General features: G+C 60.5%; 17 protein-coding genes. 11 read left to right on the forward strand and 6 right to left on the reverse strand.

Translation table 11 applies throughout. The features are described from left to right. Nucleotides 1-37 precede the first annotated feature (37 nt). Together GGR30_RS18225 and GGR30_RS18230 are read left to right on the forward strand one after the other, a co-directional pair. Nucleotides 38-1,060 (forward strand): TAXI family TRAP transporter solute-binding subunit, encoded by a 1,023-nt coding sequence (locus GGR30_RS18225; RefSeq protein WP_183489287.1) that lies wholly within the window; start codon nt 38-40, stop codon nt 1,058-1,060. 200 nt (nt 1,061-1,260) lie between these two features. Beyond that, nucleotides 1,261-3,162 carry a TRAP transporter permease gene (locus GGR30_RS18230; protein WP_183489290.1) on the forward strand — a complete coding sequence of 634 codons (1,902 nt, stop codon included), beginning with the start codon at nt 1,261-1,263 and terminating at the stop codon, nt 3,160-3,162. A 222-nt stretch (nt 3,163-3,384) separates the two neighbouring features. Here the strand turns inward: GGR30_RS18230 and GGR30_RS18235 are convergent, their stop codons facing one another. Further along, nucleotides 3,385-4,500, reverse strand: coding sequence for an enolase C-terminal domain-like protein (locus GGR30_RS18235; RefSeq protein WP_183489293.1), 1,116 nt, complete (start codon nt 4,498-4,500; stop codon nt 3,385-3,387). Nucleotides 4,501-4,960: 460 nt separating this feature from the next. On the opposite strand from GGR30_RS18235, the gene GGR30_RS18240 reads away from it, so the two are divergent. From GGR30_RS18240 to GGR30_RS18280, 9 genes are all read left to right on the forward strand, one after another. After that, the gene (locus GGR30_RS18240; RefSeq protein WP_183489296.1) at nt 4,961-5,725 is read left to right on the forward strand and encodes an SDR family NAD(P)-dependent oxidoreductase; all 765 of its coding nucleotides are present in this window, start codon (nt 4,961-4,963) and stop codon (nt 5,723-5,725) included. Between the two features lie 99 nt (nt 5,726-5,824). Next, on the forward strand, nt 5,825-6,808 hold the full coding sequence (locus GGR30_RS18245; RefSeq protein ID WP_183489299.1) for a TRAP transporter substrate-binding protein: 984 nt from the start codon (nt 5,825-5,827) through the stop codon (nt 6,806-6,808). A 113-nt stretch (nt 6,809-6,921) separates the two neighbouring features. Beyond that, entirely contained in the window at nt 6,922-7,443 is a 522-nt protein-coding gene (locus GGR30_RS18250; protein ID WP_183489302.1) for a TRAP transporter small permease, read from the forward strand. Between the two features lie 4 nt (nt 7,444-7,447). Then, on the forward strand, nt 7,448-8,752 hold the full coding sequence (locus GGR30_RS18255; RefSeq protein ID WP_183489305.1) for a TRAP transporter large permease: 1,305 nt from the start codon (nt 7,448-7,450) through the stop codon (nt 8,750-8,752). Nucleotides 8,753-8,833: 81 nt separating this feature from the next. Next, on the forward strand, nt 8,834-10,243 hold the full coding sequence (gene uxaC, locus GGR30_RS18260) for a glucuronate isomerase (protein ID WP_183489308.1): 1,410 nt from the start codon (nt 8,834-8,836) through the stop codon (nt 10,241-10,243). 16 nt (nt 10,244-10,259) lie between these two features. Next, nucleotides 10,260-10,913 carry an RraA family protein gene (locus GGR30_RS18265; protein WP_183489311.1) on the forward strand — a complete coding sequence of 218 codons (654 nt, stop codon included), beginning with the start codon at nt 10,260-10,262 and terminating at the stop codon, nt 10,911-10,913. A 14-nt stretch (nt 10,914-10,927) separates the two neighbouring features. After that, nucleotides 10,928-11,257 carry a UxaA family hydrolase gene (locus GGR30_RS18270; RefSeq protein WP_183489314.1) on the forward strand — a complete coding sequence of 110 codons (330 nt, stop codon included), beginning with the start codon at nt 10,928-10,930 and terminating at the stop codon, nt 11,255-11,257. Continuing rightward, entirely contained in the window at nt 11,250-12,461 is a 1,212-nt protein-coding gene (locus GGR30_RS18275; protein WP_183489316.1) for a UxaA family hydrolase, read from the forward strand. Before GGR30_RS18270 ends, GGR30_RS18275 begins: the two co-directional genes overlap by 8 nt. Before the next feature lie 98 nt (nt 12,462-12,559). After that, nucleotides 12,560-13,258 carry a FadR/GntR family transcriptional regulator gene (locus GGR30_RS18280; RefSeq protein ID WP_183489320.1) on the forward strand — a complete coding sequence of 233 codons (699 nt, stop codon included), beginning with the start codon at nt 12,560-12,562 and terminating at the stop codon, nt 13,256-13,258. 317 nt (nt 13,259-13,575) lie between these two features. Here the strand turns inward: GGR30_RS18280 and GGR30_RS18285 are convergent, their stop codons facing one another. From GGR30_RS18285 to GGR30_RS18305, 5 genes are all read right to left on the reverse strand, one after another. Beyond that, a complete protein-coding gene (locus tag GGR30_RS18285; RefSeq protein WP_183489323.1) occupies nt 13,576-14,721 on the reverse strand; it encodes a Gfo/Idh/MocA family protein in 1,146 nt (381 codons plus the stop codon). A gap of 85 nt (nt 14,722-14,806) precedes the next feature. Further along, nucleotides 14,807-15,613 (reverse strand): aldo/keto reductase, encoded by an 807-nt coding sequence (locus tag GGR30_RS18290; RefSeq protein ID WP_183489326.1) that lies wholly within the window; start codon nt 15,611-15,613, stop codon nt 14,807-14,809. Between the two features lie 10 nt (nt 15,614-15,623). Then, nucleotides 15,624-16,454, reverse strand: a complete 831-nt coding sequence (locus GGR30_RS18295; RefSeq protein ID WP_183489329.1) for a carbohydrate ABC transporter permease — start codon at nt 16,452-16,454, stop codon at nt 15,624-15,626. Between the two features lie 4 nt (nt 16,455-16,458). Further along, nucleotides 16,459-17,313: a carbohydrate ABC transporter permease gene (locus GGR30_RS18300; protein WP_045679626.1), complete on the reverse strand. Its 855-nt coding sequence runs from the start codon at nt 17,311-17,313 to the stop codon at nt 16,459-16,461. Nucleotides 17,314-17,380: 67 nt separating this feature from the next. Beyond that, nucleotides 17,381-18,607: an ABC transporter substrate-binding protein gene (locus tag GGR30_RS18305; RefSeq protein ID WP_183489332.1), complete on the reverse strand. Its 1,227-nt coding sequence runs from the start codon at nt 18,605-18,607 to the stop codon at nt 17,381-17,383. Between the last annotated feature and the right edge of the window lie 19 nt (nt 18,608-18,626).

Consider the following 18,626-nt stretch of genomic DNA (forward strand, 5'->3'; position numbering starts at 1 on the left):
CCGGGCGGGGGAATGAAACTCTGGGAGGAGAACAGTTATGCAAAAGTCAGCCAATGCCAAAGTCCGCGGGATCACTGCGGCGGTTTTCGCCTGCGGGCTACTCTCTTTCGGCGCTGGCGCTGCATCGGCGCAGGACCAGACCGACATCAGCCTGATCAGCGCCCCCTTCGGGACGGGATCCTATGTCATGGGATCGGCGCTTGAGGAGATTTCGAAGAAGAACGGCAACGGCGTTCGGATTACCCACACCGAAAGCCCCGGCTTTGTCTTCAACATCAAGAAGCTCGACGCTGAACCTGACCTGAAGGCCAACACGATCGTGGGCTCCGGCGGCGGCGTGCTGGGTCTTGCGGAGGCCGGCGACGCGCCTTTCGACAAGGCTTACGAGCCCTTGAAGCTGATCGCCAACTACAATCTCAACTCGAGCTGGCTTGCCACGCTCGATCCCGATATCAAGACCATTGAGGACCTGAAAGGCAAGAAGATCGCCGTGGGCCGCCGAGCGCAGATCAACTGGGCTATCCAACCGGTGGCAATCTTGAAGGATGGCTACGGCTTTACCGATGACGATATCGACATCGAGTATGTCGGAACGCAGGAGGCGGTGAACGCCCTTCTCGACGGCACGGCGGATGCCGCCGTTGTCGGCGGTTATATCGATCCGGTAAGCGACCGCGTGATGATGAGCCCGCAGACCATCGAGTTCCTCGCTTCCGGGCGCAAGCCGCATCACCTGCAATGGGGCGCCGAGCAGGTGGCCAAGGCGCGCGAAGCCGGAATCAGCATGGCCAATGCGACAATCCCGGCCGGCGCCGATCCGTCGATCACCGAACCGATGGAGGGTTTTGCCGACAGCGTTGCCTGGATGGTCGCGCCGGAATTTCCCGACGAGGAAGCCTATCAGGTGACCAAGCTCATTCTGGAGAATATCGACCAGTTCGGCGAATACCAGGCCACCGGCAAGCTGATGTCGCCCGAAGGCATGATCTATGGCTGGGACGTGGAGGATATCCACCCCGGCGCCCTTCGTGCCTATCGCGAGGCCGGCCTGATCAACTGATCGGCTGCGTCATGGGAAAGGGCGGCCGATCATCCGGAACGCGTCGCCTTTTCCCACGCTGAGGCAAGGATGAACACCCGCCCCCGGAGCCTTTGGCGTTTCTGGAAACGCAAGAGCGCTCTCACTGTTTGTTTGATGCATTCTCGCGAATGCCAGGCAGCCCGGCCTGACTGCGAAATGCTCTATCGGAGCCCGACGTCATGCGGTTGAGATTGTTGGACGGCGCCCTCGTCCTTTCCGGACTGGCGATGTTCGGCTACCAGATGCTGACAACCCAGTACCTGTTTCTGGGATCCTACGAGCATCAGGCCGTGCATCTCGCCTTCATCTTCCTGCTTCTGTTTCTCTATCAGGCGCGCCAGTCGAAGACGCGGATCGGCATGGTCCTCAATCTCGCCCTTGCCGCGCTCGGCGTTGCCGCGTCCGGCTACGTGCTCGTCAACATGGTTCACCTGGAGGAGGTATTCGGATTTCCCGACCCGACGGATGTCGTTGTCGGCGTTGTGCTGATCGGCCTTGTGGTGATTGCGACCCGGGCCGCATGGGGCTGGACGCTACCGATCGTCGCGGCGATTTTCGTGGCCTATTTTCTGTGGGGGGACGCGCTGCCCGGCCACCTTTACCACCGTCCGTTCAATTTCGACTATGTCGTCTCCTATCTCAGCATTGGGCTATCGGGCATTTTCGGCCAGTTTCTGGGCATATCCGCAAATCAGGTCTTCCTGTTCGTTGTCTTCGGCTCGCTACTCGGCATCATCAAGGTGAATGATTTCTTCCTGGAGGCGGGAAAGATCGCCGGCAAGGCCTTTCGCGGCGGGCCGGGCCAGACGGCTGTGGTCTCGAGCGGCTTTATCGGCATGATCTCGGGCGCCGCCGTTGCCAATGTCGCCGTCACCGGCGCCTTTACCATTCCCTACATGAAACAGGTCGGCTACAAGCCGCAGCATGCCGGCGCCATCGAGGCTGCCGCCTCCACGGGCGGCCAACTCATGCCGCCAGTCATGGGGGCCGCGGCCTTTCTAATGGCGTCGTTCCTGGGCGTTTCCTACGATGCAGTGATGCTCGCCGGCATCCTGCCCGCCGTTCTTTACTTCTGGGGCGTGATGCTCGGCGTGCAGTTCCTCGCCGTCCGCTTCGACATCAAGGCGCCGCTCGAGCGCGTCGACTACCGAAAGCTCATGCGCCGGCTGCCGCTGTTCGGCCTGCCGCTTGCGGTTCTGATCACACTGCTGATCATGCAGTACAGTCCAGCAAAATCGGCTTTCTGGGCGATCCTGCTAGCCATCGGCCTGTCCTATATCGATCCACAGACGCGGCCGCGCCCACTGGAGCTCGTCAAGAGCATTGCCGGCGGCGCGCTGATCGGGGCCCAGATCGGCATTTCGCTCGCGATCGTGGGCATGATCGCCCAGACCCTGATCACAACCGGTCTCGGCAACAAGATCGCAGGTCTCGTCGAGATCCTGAGCGCAGGCAATCTTTTGATCGGACTCGCCCTGACCATGGTGGTCTCGATCATTCTGGGATGCGGCGTGCCGACGAGCGCTGCCTATACGCTGGTTGCGATCGTGGTGATCCCGTCGGTCATCAAGATGGGCATAGACCCGATGGCCGCGCATTTCTTCTCGTTCTATTTCGCGGTAATCTCATCCCTGACGCCACCCGTGGCGCTTGCAGCACTGGCCGGGGCGGGGATTGCCGGAGCGCCCTATTTCAAGACAGCGCTCTCGGCCGCCAAGCTCGCCATCTCCGGCTTCATCATTCCCTTTCTGATCATCTTCAACCCACTGTTGACTTTCAACCCGGTCAATTGGGTCTGGGGGCTCGGCACCATCATCGCGGTGCCTCTAGGCATGACAGCGCTGACGGCAGCCATCTATGGCTGCGGCCTGACGGTGCTGTCCGCGCGCGAGCGACTTCTGGCCACGGCCGCGGCCGCCCTCATGCTCGGTTATTCCGGTTTCCGGCACGTCGACGGCCTGCCGATCGAATATCCGATGCTGGCGCTCGGAGCATTGGCGTTCATCGCCGTTCTGGTCTCCCAGATCCGCACGAGCCGCGCAAAGGAACAGCCGGCCGAGTTCCGGCTCCAGAACGGGTGAAGCCAGGCAGCTCGGGAGCATTCCGGACGCCTTACGGAGACAAGCGGTAACGGCAATCCCGGCCGGGCGACCACAGGCGCCGGATCGCGCCTGACCTGCCTTCGTGAAGCCGCTCAAGTTGCGGGCGAAAACGCTCCCTGCAAGACCCTTGAGCGGCATCGATATCGCGGCTGCCGATTCCTGTTCCGGACGCATGCCCGGCTGCGGCCGCTGGGGGTTTGTTCAGATCGAACTCACACGATGATTGACGCAAAGCCGGTCGATCTCGTCCCAATCTAGATCAACACCGAGGCCGGGGCTATCCGGCACGACCGCATTGCCTTCGGCATCGATCGGCAAGCCACCCTTCATCGGGAATACGAACGGCTCCTGCGGTACGAACAACTCGAAATAGTCGCAGTTCTTGATCGCGCAGGAGGCATGGAGATTGGCGATGTCCATATAGGCCATGGTGGTGGTGTGGATCTCGCACTTCAGACCGAAGGCTTCAGCCATATGCGCAATCTTCATCGTCCCGGTGATACCGGCTTTCCATGAAACATCGGCGCGCACGATGTCTGCCGCACGCTGGGCAATCACCTGGGCGACCCCCCAATGTGCCCCTCTTGTCGTTTCGGTGGCGGCAATGGGGATATCGAGCGCCTGGCACAGCGCCTGGTACTTCTGAAGCTCGAAATCGCGGAAGGGTTCCTCAAACCACACGTAGTCAAGTTTTTCGAGGTCCCGGCCGACCCTGATCGCCTCTTCCAGCGTGTATTCGCCGACCGGGTCGGTAAACAGAAGATAGTCAGGTCCAACGGCCTCGCGAACCGCGCGGTGGACCTCGATATCCTTTCGCCACGGGCATGGCGGGTGTGCCTTGTAGCCCGGAAGGCCGAGTGCCTTGTAGTGTTTCGCCTCCTCGACATATTCATCGACCGTGTCGTGAAAGAGACCGCTGGCATAGGCAGGCAGGCGGTCGCGATAGGCGCCGAGATAGCGGTAAAGCGGCTGACCGGCCTCCCGGGCAGCAAGGTCCCACAGGGCGACGTCGACCGGTCCCGGCAGGTAGACCGGAAAGAAAGTCAAATGCCGGTCGACATTCCAAAGATCGTGCCAGATCGCCTCACGCTGATAGGGATCGCGCCCGAGCATCACCGGCGCTATCGTTTCGTGCAGATAGGCCTCGGTGATGGCCCCTGAGCGCGCGGCAAGCGCGGAAGCATAGCCCGCAGCCCCCGTATCGGCCGTCACCTTCAGCACGACGACGTCCCACGGCATATTGTTGCCCGCCCGGCTTTCGGGAAACAGGCTGAGGTCGCGGCGGCATTGCCACGTCTCGACGCTCTGGATTTTCATGATGCACCTTTCATAAACCTATCATCCTGTAGGATAGGTTATCTCTATCGCAATTTTCAGCGCTGGCAAGACAGTTTCGATCATTTTTCATGATCTGCGGCAAAGCGACCTCCTTCCGATCCCCCCAGAATAGCCTCTGGCCGGTTCTGGAAAATCATGGCGAAAGCGCTTCGGTCATGATGGCGGATGACGTGCAATCGATGGCGATCAGCACCTCGCCTGACGTACAGCATCCCGCCGAAAAGAAATTTCATGAACAAAAACAATGTCCATGATGATCGTCAGGCGAAAATCAAAATATTCTTTCCCATAAACCTATCAGACAGGTTGACATGTTTGTCGATGGGCATATTTTGGCGTCCGAGACCGACGGAACGCGAAACCAACCGTCTCCGGAAGCTCTCGTCACAATGCGAAGCAGGCGGCCGCTTCGCGCCAAGCCAATTGAGCGAGTTCACACATGAATGCCGAAAATGCGTTTTCACTTGCGGGCAAGACAGCCCTGATCACCGGCGGCGGCAGCGGCCTCGGTTTCGCGATGGCAAGCTGCATGGTTGCCGCCGGCGCCACGGTCGTCATCGCGGATCTGAATGAGGAAACCGCCAAAAGGGCAGCAGAGGAGCTCGGCGCTGCCGCTATCCCCATGGTCTACGATGTGTCGAAGACCGAGATGGCGGACGCCTTTGTCGGCGCTGTTCTGGAAAAGACCGGCAAGGTCGACATTCTCGTCAACAATGCCGGCAATCACAAGAAGAAGCCGATCGAGGAGATGACGGTCGCCGAATTCGAGGCCGTGCTCGATGTCCATGTCGTCGGCGCCTTCGCGCTCACCAAGGCGCTGGTGCCGTTCATGAAGCAGGCGGGCGGCGGATCGGTACTGTTTACGGCGTCCATGGCATCGTTCATCGGCACGCCTTTGGTTTCCGGTTACCAGGCGGCAAAATCGGCTTATCTCGGCCTCATTCGCGGTCTTGCCTCCGAACTTTCGCCGTCCGGCATCAGGGTCAACGGCGTTGCCCCCGGCTGGATCGACACGCCGATGCTGCGAAAGGCGATCGAAGGCGACGACGCACGCAAGAACAAGATCCTCGGTCGCACGCCGATGAAGACTTTCGGCAAGCCGGAAGATATCGGCTGGGCCGCCTGCTACCTCGCCTCACCCGCCGCTTCCTTCGTCACCGGTCATGTTCTGGTGGTCGATGGCGGCGCGCTGATCGGGTTCTAGAGACCCGGGCATACCCCGATGCCGGCGTATCTCTCGCCTGCCAAAGCGACATGAGTTCGCCGGGACACCAACACCACACAGAACGAAACGGGAGGAATCATGCGTTTCATTTCAAAACTCTCACTGGCCTGCTCGGTCGCCTTCATATCGGGCGGCGTGGCCATGGCCGCAGACACGGTCACGCTGCAGCTTGCCCATGATGTCGACCTTGAACATTCGGGCCAGAAAGTCTCCGAATTCGTCGCCAAGGAAGTCGCCGAACTCTCCGGCGGCAAGATGAAGATCAACATCTATCCCTCCGGCCAGATGGGCTCGACCCGCGAACTGATGGAAATCCTGCCCGACCGCGGCGTCGACATGACCTACATCTCCGCCGGCGGCCTGGAATCCTTTGCCGATATCTACTCGGTCCTGACGCTTCCCTATATCTTCAAGGACAAGGATCACTACAACGCCGTCGTCTGGGGCCCGATCGGCAAGGAAATCATGGAGTCCACGAGGGACAAGGGCTATGTGGCCATCGGCGCCTATGCCGCCGGTTCGCGCAGCTTCTATGCCCGCGACCCGATCACCGCCTATGAAGACCTTCAAGGCAAGAAACTGCGCGTTCCGCCGTCGCCCATGCTGGTCGCGATCACCGAGGCCGTCGGCGCCCTTCCGACGCCGATCGCCTTTGCCGAATCCTATACGGCGATCCAGCAGGGCGTTGTCGACGGCGCTGAAAACAACATTCCCTCCTTCGTCTCGACCCGTCATTTCGAGGTTGCCAAATACTTCCTCGAAGACGAGCACAGCTCCTTCCCGGACTATCTCGTCGTCTCCACGCAGACGCTCGATGCCCTGACGGAAGAACAGCGCGGCTGGCTGTTGCAGGCAGCCAAGGACGCCCAGGGCTATCAGCGCGAACTCTGGGAACAGATGGAAACCGAAAACCGGCAGACCGCGATCGAGGCCGGCGTCACCTTCACCCCGGTCGACAAGGCTCCCTTCCAGGCGGCGGTCAAGCCGATCGTCGATGACTTCAAGGCCTCCCATCCGCAATATGAGGACCTGATGCAACGGATCCAGGACGCCGCCAACTGATCGCCTGATGAGAAGTCCGGCGCCTTTGTGAAGGGCGCCGGAACCTTTGGTTCACGCAAGAACCTTTCGGCGCTGCATCCCTGATCTTTCTCTCGCTCCCGATGGAGACAACAATGCTGGAACAAATCAAGAAGGGGCTCGACAAGACGCTGTCCTTCGTGTGCGTTCTCTTCCTGGGCATCATGGTCATCTGCGTTTCCTGGCAGGTGCTGAGCCGCTATGTCGTGCATGTGCCAAGCACGTGGACGGACGAGATTGCCCGTTTCCTGATGATCTGGACCTGCCTTCTCGGTAGCGCCTACGCGGTTGGCGCGCAACGGCACATCGCCATCGATATCGTCCCGATCCTTCTCGGGCCGAAGAAACGGGCGATCCTCGATGTCTTCATCAACCTTTGCATTCTCGTCTTCTCGCTGGTCGTCATCACCGGCGGCGGATGGTACCTGCTGGCCAAGGTCTTCCGTTCCGGCCAGCTCACCATCGCGCTCAATATCCCCTACTGGATCGTTTACATCGTCATTCCGGTCAGCGGGCTCCTGATGGCGTTCTACAGCCTCTACCACCTTCTCAACCCGAAGCCACCGGAACCGGTCGATCCGCTCGCCGATCCCGCCGTCTCCTCGGTCCTGGACTGATATCATGGAACTCGAGATTTCCCTTCTGCTCTTCGGCGTGTTCTTCGCCCTCGTGATTGTTGGCGTTCCGGTACCGTTCTGTATCGGCCTCGGCACAATTTCGGCGATGCTCGCCATCTTCCCCTACGGAAATGCCCTAACCATCACCGCCCAGCGCATGGCCGTCGGCATGGACAGTTTCGTGCTGCTTGCTATTCCCTTCTTCGTGCTGGCCGGCATGTTGATGAGCAATGGCGGCATAGCCATGCGGCTTGTGCGCTTTTCCGAAATGCTGCTTGGCCGCGTTCCGGGCTCGCTCCTGCATGTGAACATCCTCTCCAACATGCTGTTTGGCGCGATATCCGGATCGGCCGCCGCCGCTGCGGCCGCTGTCGGCTCCACGCTGAGCCCGATCCAGAAGAAACTCGGCTATGATCCGACACTCTATACCTCGGCCAATATCTCCTCCTGCATCACCGGCGCACTGATCCCCCCTTCGACGCCTCTGATCGTCTATTCGCTGTCGGCGGGTGGCGTATCGATTGCCGCGCTCTTCGTCGCCGGCTATCTGCCCGGAATCCTGATGGGACTGTCGGTCATGATCGTTGCAGGCATCCTGGCAGCACGCCGCCACTATCCGCGATCAGAGCGACCAACCTTTCGCCAATGCGTCACGATCACGCTCGAAGCCCTTCCGAGCCTGATGCTGATCGTCATCGTCATCGGCGGCATCCTGGCCGGTGTCTTTACCGCGACGGAAGGTTCGGCCGTCGCCGTGGTCTACACCTTCCTTCTCTCGGTCGTGTTCTACCGCTCGATCGCGCTGAAGGACCTGCCCCGGATCATGATGGAATCGATCATCACCACCTCCGTCGTGATGCTGATGGTCGGCCTTTCGATGGGCATGGCCTGGGTGATGACCCGTGCGGCCATTCCGCAGGCCGTCAGCGCCGGGCTGCTTTCGGTCTCCGACAACCCGATCATCATCCTGCTGCTGATCAACCTGATCCTGCTGGTCATCGGACTGTTCATGGACCTGACCCCGGCCGTCCTGATCCTCGTGCCGATCCTGCTGCCGATCGTCAAAAGCCTTGGCATGGACCCGATCCATTTCGGCATCATGATGATCTTCAATCTCTGCATCGGGGTCATCACGCCGCCGGTCGGCACCTCGCTCTTCGTCGGCTGCTCGGTCTCCGGCGTCAGGGTGCAGGACATCATCAAGCCGATCCTGCCCTTCTATTTCGGCCTCATCACCGTGCTGGCCATGGTCATCTACATACCGGAACTTTCACTGTTCCTGCCCAGGCTTCTGGGGCTGACCAACTGACCAAAAAACTGGCGCCTGCCGGCACATCCTGCCGGCCGGCCCGACCGGGACCCTCCCGAACGCATTTATCCGGAGCCAGCCATGCCCAGTTTCATCCATGACGATTTCCTGCTCGACACGGAATTCTCCCGCCGCCTCTACCACGGCTACGCCAAGGACAAGCCGATCTACGACTATCACTGCCACTTGCCGCCGAACGAGATTGCCGGCAATTACCAGTTCCAGGATCTCTGGGACATCTGGCTCAGGGGCGATCACTACAAATGGCGGGCGATGCGGGCGAATGGCGTGTCGGAAAGGTTCTGCACCGGCGATGCCGCGCCGCGCGAGAAATTCGACGCCTGGGCCCGCACCGTTCCCGCGACGATCGGCAATCCGCTTTACCACTGGACGCATCTGGAGCTGAAACGCCCCTTCGGCATAGACGATGTCCTGCTGTCGGAGAAAGCGGCGGGTCATGTCTGGGATGCCTGCAAGGAGATGCTTGCCGATCCTTCATTTTCCGCCCGTTCCATCATGGACCGGATGAATGTCCATACCGCCGTTTCGGTCGATGATCCGGTGGACGACCTTTCCTATGTGGTCGAGGCCGCCAAGGACACGCGTTTCAAGGCGAAGGTCAGACCTTGCTTCCGTCCGGACCGGATCACGGCGATCGACCATCCCGGTTTCGTTTCCTATCTGGAAAAGCTGGAAGCTGCATCCGGGGTTTCGATCACCGACATGGCCTCGCTGTTCGATGCCCTTTCACAGCGGCTCGACCATTTTGCCAGTCACGGCTGCACCATCGCCGACCAGGCGCTCGATGTCGTCACCTACCGCGAGGCGGGCGAGGCCGAACTCAACGCCATCCTGAAGGCCCGCCGCGATGGTGTGATGCCGTCGCCCGATGAGTTCTCCGCCTTCCGGACCGCGCTTCTCATCTTTTTTGGCCGCGAATACAACCGCCGTTCATGGGTGCAGCAGTTCCACATCGGCGCCTATCGCAACGTCAACACCCGCAAGGTGGCGGAAGTCGGCGAGGCCTGCGGTTTCGACAGCATCAATGACCAGCCGATCGCCATGCCGCTCGGCCGCCTTCTCGACGCGATGGAGAAAACCGGCGAACTGCCGCGCACGATCCTCTACTGCCTCAACCCGGCTGACAATGAGATGATTGCGGCCATGTGCGGCAATTTCCAGGACGGCGAAATCCGCGGCAAGATCCAGTTCGGTTCCGGCTGGTGGTTCAACGACCAGAAGGACGGCATGCTGCGGCAGATGAACCAGCTTGCCAATTTCGGTCTTCTGAGCCGTTTCGTCGGCATGCTGACCGACAGCCGCAGCTTCCTTTCCTACACCCGCCACGAATATTTCCGCCGGGTGCTCTGCCAGTACCTCGGCCACGGCGTGGCAAGCGGCGAGATCCCCGCCGACGAGGCGCTTCTGGGTCGCATGGTCGAGGATATCTGCTTCGACAACGCGGTCGAATATTTCCAGGTCAATGTCTAGCGTGAAAGCAACGTCCATGAAAGATGACGAACTCTTCAACCTTGTCCGTTCCGAGCTCTATACGCCGGTCGTGGGCGACATACTCGATGCGATGGGCCTTTATCACCAGTTCCTGCCCCAGCCGATCCAGCCTATGCTGACGGAGATGAAGCTTGTCGGCCGCGCCATGCCGGTGCTGATGATCGACGTCTACGGGCCGCAGGCCGAGCCCTTCGGCAAGTTGACCCACGCGCTCGACCAGCTTGAGCAGGGCGATATCTACCTGGCGAGCGGCGGCGACATGCGCTGCGCCTACTGGGGCGAGCTGCTGACGGCAACGGCACGCACGCGCGGTGCGGTCGGCGCCGTCGTCAACGGATATCATCGCGACACGCCGATGGTTCTCGATCAGGACTGGCCGGTCTTCTCGCGCGGACGTTTCGCCCAGGACAGCGGCGTGCGCACAAAGGTCATCGATTATCGCTGCCCGATCGAGATCGGCTCCGTCTGGATCGAACCGGGCGACCTCGTCTTCGGCGATCTCGACGGGGTCCTGATCGTGCCGCAAAAGCATGAAACCGAGGTGATCGAACGCGCCGTCGAAAAGGTGCGTGCCGAAAAGACCGTCCGCAAGGCGATCGAGGGTGGAATGACCGCGACCGCCGCCTTCGAGAAATACGGCGTTCTCTGACAGGGAGAGAAATCATGGCTCCGCGCTGCTTCCGGATTCACGAAGCCGACAATGTCGCCACCATGCTGGATGCGGCCGAGGCGGAAGTCGTCAGCGTCACGGGCGCTGCGGCGGATGCCACGCTCACCCTGCTCGAGGCAGTCGATCTCGGCCACAAGGTCGCCCTGAGCGACATTGGCGCAGGCGTGCCGGTCGTCAAGTTCGGCGTTGCGATCGGTGTTGCCTCGCAGCCGATCGCACGCGGCGCATGGGTTCATCTGCACAATTGCGAGAGCCGGTTCGATGCCCGCTCCGGCTCGCTCGACCTGCATACCGGCGCAACGACGGACACGAAATATGAGTAATCCATTTGACCGGACATGGTCCGGATATCTGCGCGAGGACGGCGCCAAAGGCGTCCGCAATACGATCGTCGTCATCTACACCGTGATGTGCTCGAGCCATGTCGTTCACGAGATCGCCGCCGGAGAGGACGACGTTCACGTCATCGGCTTTCCCGGCTGCTACGACAATCAGTATGCCGTGAACCTTATTCTTTCGCTTGCCCGTCACCCCAATACGGCCGCTGTTCTGGCCGTCGGCCTTGGCTGCGAGTATACCCAGCCTGGCAAGATCGCCGAGCTGGCGGAGGCAAGCGGACGCCCGGCGGCTTCGTTCTACATCCAGGATGTCGGCGGCACACGCGCTTCCGTTGAAAAGGGCAAGGCCATTCTCGGCGCGTTGCGCGAGCGCATCGCTGCGGAGACCGTACGCACGGAAATGTCCCTGAAGGACATGACCATTGGCTGTGAGTGCGGCGGATCGGACGGAACAAGCGGACTTGTGGGCAACCCTGTCGTCGGACGCTTCTTCGACATGCTGGCGGACAATGGCGGCTCGGCAATCTGCGAGGAAATCGTCGAGATGATCGGTCTTTCGCAAGTCATCTTCGATCGGGCCGCATCCCCCAAGGCACGCGGCGAACTCGAGGCGGCCTATGCAAAGGCGGAAGACTATTGCCGGAAGGTCCGGCAATACTCGGTCTCGCCGGGCAATTTCGCCGGCGGCCTGACGACGATCGAGGAAAAGAGCATGGGGGCCTTTGCCAAGAGCGGTTCGCGCCCGATCGAAGGCGTGATCAAGGTGGCCGAGCGTCCGCCCTATCCAGGGCTCTGGATCATGGACAGCGTTCCGGACGATCACTTCATGAATTTCGGTTATACCAATCCGAACGATACCGAAGGCATCATGGATCTTGTGAGTGGTGGCAGCCAGGTCGTTCTCTTTGTCACAGGGCGCGGCAGCGTCATCGGCTCGGCGGTCTCTCCGCTTGTCAAGGTGACCGGCAATACGCGCACCTATGCACGGATGCGCGAAGACATGGATTTCAACGCGGGACGGGTGCTGGCCGGCGAGGTGACACTTGATGAGGCGGCCCTCGAACTGGCGGATCTCATCTGCGATATCGCTTCCGGCGTCCCGAGCAAGCCGGAAGCGCTTGGGCACCGCGAGCAATATGTCATGTATAAATATCAGGATAGCGGCAGTGATAACGGCTGCAGGCTTTGACATTGCCCACCGGCGCCCGCAAAACGAAATCGGTTGCAGCGTTGGCAAACTCACAACGAACCCGCTTCAACCGGGCCTGTCGCTAGAGGGACAATTCCTTGGTCAAGATCGAAAAAAAGACGCTTACCGAGCAGACCGTCGAGTACATTCTGGAGATGATCAACTCCGACCGTCTCAGCGTCGGCATGGAAGTGCCGAGCGAGATGCAGGTCATCCGTGAGCTCGGCGTCAGCCGCGGCGTTGTGCGCGAGGCCTTCAAGTCGCTCGAAATTCTCGGCGTGCTGCAGGTCGAAAGCGGCAAACGGCCGAAGGTCGCGGAATTCAACCCCAAGGCGCTGCAGATCATCTTCGGCTTCGCCCTTGCCACCGAACAGGTCGAGACCACCCATATTCTGGGCTTCCGACGCCTGATGGAAGTTTCCAGCGTCGCGCTTGCCGCGCGCAACGGCACGGAAGAGGATTTTGCCGAGATTCGCCACCACATGGATCATATCCGCACCGATATTGCCGATATTCCGCGTTTCCTCGAGCACGATATCGCCTTTCATATCGCCCTTGCCGATGCCACCAAGAGCCCGATGTATTCCATCATGCTGAAGGCCCTGCGCTCGGCGGTCGCGCGTACGATCATCGACGGTCTTTATGCCGAGCGCCTGCGCAACCATTCAGAAGAGATCATAGAACTGCACCAGGCCATTACAGACGCTGTGTGCAATCGCGACGAACAAGGCGCCATGAAGGCGATGGACAATCATTTCGATTCCGTGATCGAGGACCTCCTGCGCGCAGGCGGCTGAAGCACCGGACTTCGGCCGGTTATGCAAGAAGACGATCGAGCCGAGCGATTTGCCCATTTTCGTAACCCCAACGACATCGGCGTGGAACTCCGCCGGCCGGCCGAATACACAAGGTGAATATGACCGTTTGGGCGGGCTGAGATCATTCTTGATTGGCTTTCGGCCTCGTTCATGCCACCGCCTGCTTTCTCCGGCCGCGCTTAACAACAAGCCGTTCGGAATCATCCGAAACGCCTGCAAGGCCATTAGGGTCAAACCGTTCTTCGCGCTTCAAGCCCAAGACAAAAGCGTCACCCGCGCGGCAAGGACATCGCGATCTAGCGCTTCTGCCTCGCCTTAAGCAAACGCGTTGCCTGTCCTGCATCCAGAGCTTCGGGCCTGCGGCAACGGGTCGAAACCGCGACGCTGCTGTTTTCTTCACTTGAGCGCAGAATAGCCGTCAGAACATCCACGACGTGAAGCGCGAATTCGCCGTTGCAGCGGTGCTCGCGTCCTTCGACGATGGCCTGGGCCATGTCGGCGAGGCCGGCGGTGCGGTAATCAGCGACATCGCCGCGCGAGACCGTCCTGTTGGGCGGGCCGAGCGGATGATCCCACTGCGGCAGCGCAGCCGCTTCACGTCGTTTGGTAACCATCACGTCCCCGCCAAAGAAATTGGGATCCGGGACATGAAGGGTTCCCTCGCTGCCATAAAGCGCCATCGGCGCGAGATCATGCTGCCAGACGTCCCAGCTCGCCACCAACGTCACCAGCGCACCGGATTCGAAGGTGAGAACGGCCTGAACCGTGGTCGCGACCTCAACCGGCACTGTTTCGCCGGCGCGCGGACCTGCGCCGATGGTCCGCGATCTCTCCGGCATCGAGGCCTCGGCCACAACACGCGCCACCGGACCGAGAAGCTGGACAAGATTGGCGACGTAGTATGGGCCGAGATCGAGAATCGGGCCGCCACCCTTGCGGAAGAAGAAATCGGGAGACGGATGCCACTCCTCCATGCCATGGTTCATGACGAAACAGGTTCCCGACGTCACGGTGCCCACCGCCCCATCATCAATCATGTGCCGGGCAAGCTGGTGCGAGGCGCCCAGGATCGTGTCCGGCGCGGAACCGATCCTGAGCCCGCGCGCTTCGGCAAGCTGCATGAGCGCCTTGCCTTCCGCGACATCCAGCACGAACGGCTTTTCACAATAGACGTGCTTCCCAGCCTCAAGCGCCATCTTCGAAACGGAAAAATGCGCGGCGGGAGGCGTGAGGTTCAAGACGATATCGACATCGGGATGCGCCAGAAGCGCTTCGGGCATCATCGCCGGCAGTCCGAATTCCGCGCCGCGTTCCTCGGCTGCAGCGGCGTTCATGTCTGCGACGCCGACAAAGGCGATATTCGCGAAGGTTTTGGCACGCGCAAGATAGGCCGAGGATATATTGCCGCAGCCGATCAGCCCGACGCCGAGAACGGTTTTCATGATTGCTCTTCCAGTATGTTGGGGCCGGGCGTCAGCCGCCCGTGCCCTTGCTGTTGATGTCGGCCTGGAGGACCGAACTAAGGCGTCAGTCCCAGTCCGGACCGACTTCGGGCACAACGATGCGGAAACCGCGATCGAGCGCGGCGATCCGCTCCATGTCGGACTTGCTCAAAACGATCTTTTGCGCGTCAAAATTGCTCTTCTGACGCTCGGCGCTGGCGGACGCCGGAATGACGGCGATGCCGCGCTGCATCAACCAGGCAAGCGAAATCTGCGAGGCGGATGCGTCATGCTTTTCCGCAATCTCCTGCAGCACCGGATCTTCGGCCACGCGCCCCTGGGCCAGCGGCATGTAGGCCGTCGGCGTGATGCCCTTCGACAGGGCGAAGTCGACGAGCTTGTTGTTCTGCAGAAACGGATGGATTTCCACCTGATCGGTGTGGATCCGCCCCGGACCAAGGATTTCCTCGGCCTGTTTCAGGCGCGCGATCGGAAAATTGGAAACGCCGATATGGCGTGCCTTGCCTTCATCCTGGATACGGCCGAGATCTTCCATATAGCTCTCGAACGGCACATCGGGATCGATCGACGGCCAGTGGATCAGCACAAGATCGATGACGTCGACCTGCAGATCCTTCAGGCTGGTCTCGACCGAAGGCAGGAACTGGGCCCGGTCGAGCTTCTTCTGCGCGACCTTGGTGGTGATGAAGACCTCATCGCGATCAAGGCCGCTTCTGCGCACGGCCTCGCCGACCGACGGCTCCGAGCCGTAGCTTTGGGCCGTGTCGATGTGGCGATAGCCGATTTCGAGTGCGGACAGGATGGCGCGGATGCCTTCTTCTTCGAGGCGGCCATAGGTTCCAAGGCCCATCATCGGGATTGTGTCAGGCATGATATCTCCTTCAGCCCTTGGTTCCGCCGGCCGTCAGACCGCCGACAAAGAGCTTCTGCATGGCGAGGAAAAGAATGGCGATCGGGACCGTCATGATGACGGAGGCGGCCATGACAGCACCCCAGTCCGTGTTGAATTCGGTGGTGAATTCCGACAATCCGATCGGCAGCGTCTTGGTCGAGGAGTCGATGGCGAAGCACAGCGCGAAGATGAATTCGTTCCATGTGGTCACAAAGGCATAGACGATCACCGCGACAACGCCTGGAAGCGACAGCGGAAGCGTGATGCGCAACAACGCGCCAAGCCTCGAAGCGCCGTCGACAATGGCCGCCTCTTCCAGCTCAACCGGAATGCCGCGGAAATAGGAGATCAGCATGAAGACGCTGAGCGGCAGGGTCAGGATGAGGTAGGCAAGGATCAGGCCGAGATAGGTGTTGAGCAGGTTCAGCCAGTTGAGCACGACATAAAGCGGCACGATGATCGCCGCCGTCGGCAGAAGCTGGCCGACGATGATCAGCGAGATGGCCAGCGACTTGCCCTTGAACTTGAAGCGGGCAAAGCCGTAGGAGGCCAGGATGGCGAGCGCCAGCGCGATTGCGGTTGAACCGGCGGAAATGATCAGCGAGTTCAGGAAGTAGCGCGGCACGTTCGATTCAAACAGGACCTTGGTGTAGTTGGCCCAGCTCGGCGCCTCCGGGATCCATGTCGGCGGAACGGTGTAGAGCTCGCTCAGCTTCTTGAAGGATGAAATCAGCATCCACAGGAAGGGGAACATGGTGACGACAACAACGGCTGCGATCGCGGGATAGAGGGGCCATTGGGCCCTGGTACGTGAAGCCATGACCTTACTCCTTTTCTGCGAAGACGGTGACGTAGAGAACCATCAGCACGCCGGTGATGCCCAGGAACATGACCGACAGGGCCGCCGCCTGGTTGAACTGGAAGAACTGGAAGGCCTGCCGGAAGATCTGGATTGGCAGGATGATCGAGCGGTTGGCAGGCCCGCCGCCGGTCATCGCGTAGATGATGGTGATGGCGTTGAGCCCCCAGATGGCGAGCAGCAGGGACAGCGAGCTCAGGACCGGCTTCAGATAGGGCAACGTCACGAAGATGATCTCGTGGTGCAGCTTGGCGCCGTCGATGCGGGCGGCTTCATAGACATCCTTCGGAATGGCCTGCAGGCCTGCGAGCACCATGATGGCGACGAAGGGGAACATCTTCCAGACATTGACGGTGACGAGCGCCGGCATGACGGTGTTCGGGTTGGTCAGCCAGCCGATCGGCTGATCGATGACGCCGGCACCCTGCGCCATGTAGTTGATGATGCCGAACTCGGTGTGAAACATCCAGGCCCAGGTCGTGGCGGCGACGATGCCCGGGATGACCCACGGCACGACGATCATCGCCCGAAGCGCGCTGCGCCCCCAGAAGGGCGCATTGAGCAGAAGACCGACGGCGGTTCCCAGGATGATCTGGAACACGATCGAGAAAAACACGTAGACGAAGGTGTTGCGCAGCGTAATGCCGGTCAGGCGCTGATCCAGCATGGTCCGGAAGTTTTCCAGGCCGACATAGTTGCCCGCGGGATCGGTAACGGAAAGGACGACTGTGTAGACCAGCGGGTAAAACACCAGCAGGGCGAGCACAAAGAGCGCTGGAAACACGAACAGCGGTCCGGTGAAGCGGGAACTGACACGCATGGCATTCCTCTTGAAAGCGGCGGGGGGACCGGGCCGCACGCAAGCGCGCGGCCCAACCGAAGCGTTGTTATTTCAGAAGACCATCGATCTGCTGCGTGGTGTCCGTCAGGACCTCCTGGACATCGGCGCCACCAAGGAGGATTTCCTGGATGGAGTCGAAATACATCTGCGTGATCTGCACCCAGTTGTTCACCGGCGGCTGCGGACGCGCATACTGCAGCATTTCACGGAACTTCTCGTATTCGGGAAGCTGGAACTGCTCCATCTGCATGGCCGTCTCGCGGGCCGGGAAGTTGTTGTCGGTGTAGTAGCCCATGTTTTCCGGCTCAAGCAGATAGGCCAGGAAGGTCTCTGCGTCTTCCTTGTTCTTCGCAGCGTCCGGGATAACGAAGTTCCAACCGCCGAGAATGACGGAGGTTTCCTTGCCTTCCGGATGCGGGATCAGGGCCGTGCCGACATCGATATCCGGGTTTTCCTGCGCGATCGAGCCAAGGTCGAACTGGCCGGACTGATAGATCGCGATGGTTTCGGCGATGAACAGACGGCGAAGCGCCGTGCCGTCGTTTTCAAGCGTGGACGGCGGCGCGGAGCCCTCGGCCAGGAAGCTCGTATAGAAGTCGACGGCTTCAACGGATTCCGGCGTATCGAGAATGCTCGACTGCAGGTCTTCAGAGAGTACGCCGCCGCCATTCATCCACAGGAAGGGAAGCGAACGGAAGATCGTGTTGGACACTTCACCGCCGCCGGCAATGCCCATGCCATAGTGAGAGCCATTGGTCAGCGCTGCAGCGACTTCCTGCAGTTCCGCCCAGGTTTCCGGAAAGTCTTCCGGATCAAGGCCGGCTTCACGGAACATGTCCTTGTTGTAGATCATCGCATGCGCTTCGGCGCGGAAAGGAATGCCGTAAAGACCGCCATCAACCTTGGCGGTATTCAGGGCCGCCGGGAGGAAATCGTCGAGGTCGATTTCATTGTCCGCGATGAAGTCATCGAGCTGCATCAGTCCGCCGGTGGTTGCGAACGGAACGGTCCAGCCATTGGCGACATCGATGAGGTCAGGCGTATTGCCGGACTGCAACGCGACGAGAACGCGGTTCTGCAGGCCGTTGGGCACCACGCGTTCGACCCTGACTGAAATGTCCGGGTTCTGCTCTTCGAACTTCTGCGCAAGCACTTCGGCGCGATCGGCACCGAATTCAGGGGCCCACCAGGTGATTTCCCCGGCAAAGGCCGGAGCCTGCATCAGAAACAGCGGCACCGCTGCCGTCATGGCGAGTTTGGATTTGAGCTGCATATTCTTCCTCCCAAGTAAG

It is taken from the genome of Martelella radicis, from assembly GCF_014196625.1.
GTDB classification, from domain to species: domain Bacteria; phylum Pseudomonadota; class Alphaproteobacteria; order Rhizobiales; family Rhizobiaceae; genus Martelella; species Martelella radicis.

Excerpts from the sequence above, each read along its gene's own strand:
- GGR30_RS18225 (WP_183489287.1), top strand. The coding sequence starts at position 38 with ATGCAAAAGTCAGCCAATGCCAAAGTCCGCGGGATCACTGCGGCGGTT.
- GGR30_RS18230 (WP_183489290.1), top strand. The coding sequence starts at position 1,261 with ATGCGGTTGAGATTGTTGGACGGCGCCCTCGTCCTTTCCGGACTGGCG.
- GGR30_RS18235 (WP_183489293.1), bottom strand. The coding sequence starts at position 4,500 with ATGAAAATCCAGAGCGTCGAGACGTGGCAATGCCGCCGCGACCTCAGC.
- GGR30_RS18240 (WP_183489296.1), top strand. The coding sequence starts at position 4,961 with ATGAATGCCGAAAATGCGTTTTCACTTGCGGGCAAGACAGCCCTGATC.
- GGR30_RS18245 (WP_183489299.1), top strand. The coding sequence starts at position 5,825 with ATGCGTTTCATTTCAAAACTCTCACTGGCCTGCTCGGTCGCCTTCATA.
- GGR30_RS18250 (WP_183489302.1), top strand. The coding sequence starts at position 6,922 with ATGCTGGAACAAATCAAGAAGGGGCTCGACAAGACGCTGTCCTTCGTG.
- GGR30_RS18255 (WP_183489305.1), top strand. The coding sequence starts at position 7,448 with ATGGAACTCGAGATTTCCCTTCTGCTCTTCGGCGTGTTCTTCGCCCTC.
- uxaC (WP_183489308.1), top strand. The coding sequence starts at position 8,834 with ATGCCCAGTTTCATCCATGACGATTTCCTGCTCGACACGGAATTCTCC.
- GGR30_RS18265 (WP_183489311.1), top strand. The coding sequence starts at position 10,260 with ATGAAAGATGACGAACTCTTCAACCTTGTCCGTTCCGAGCTCTATACG.
- GGR30_RS18270 (WP_183489314.1), top strand. The coding sequence starts at position 10,928 with ATGGCTCCGCGCTGCTTCCGGATTCACGAAGCCGACAATGTCGCCACC.
- GGR30_RS18275 (WP_183489316.1), top strand. The coding sequence starts at position 11,250 with ATGAGTAATCCATTTGACCGGACATGGTCCGGATATCTGCGCGAGGAC.
- GGR30_RS18285 (WP_183489323.1), bottom strand. The coding sequence starts at position 14,721 with ATGAAAACCGTTCTCGGCGTCGGGCTGATCGGCTGCGGCAATATATCC.
- GGR30_RS18290 (WP_183489326.1), bottom strand. The coding sequence starts at position 15,613 with ATGCCTGACACAATCCCGATGATGGGCCTTGGAACCTATGGCCGCCTC.
- GGR30_RS18295 (WP_183489329.1), bottom strand. The coding sequence starts at position 16,454 with ATGGCTTCACGTACCAGGGCCCAATGGCCCCTCTATCCCGCGATCGCA.
- GGR30_RS18300 (WP_045679626.1), bottom strand. The coding sequence starts at position 17,313 with ATGCGTGTCAGTTCCCGCTTCACCGGACCGCTGTTCGTGTTTCCAGCG.
- GGR30_RS18305 (WP_183489332.1), bottom strand. The coding sequence starts at position 18,607 with ATGCAGCTCAAATCCAAACTCGCCATGACGGCAGCGGTGCCGCTGTTT.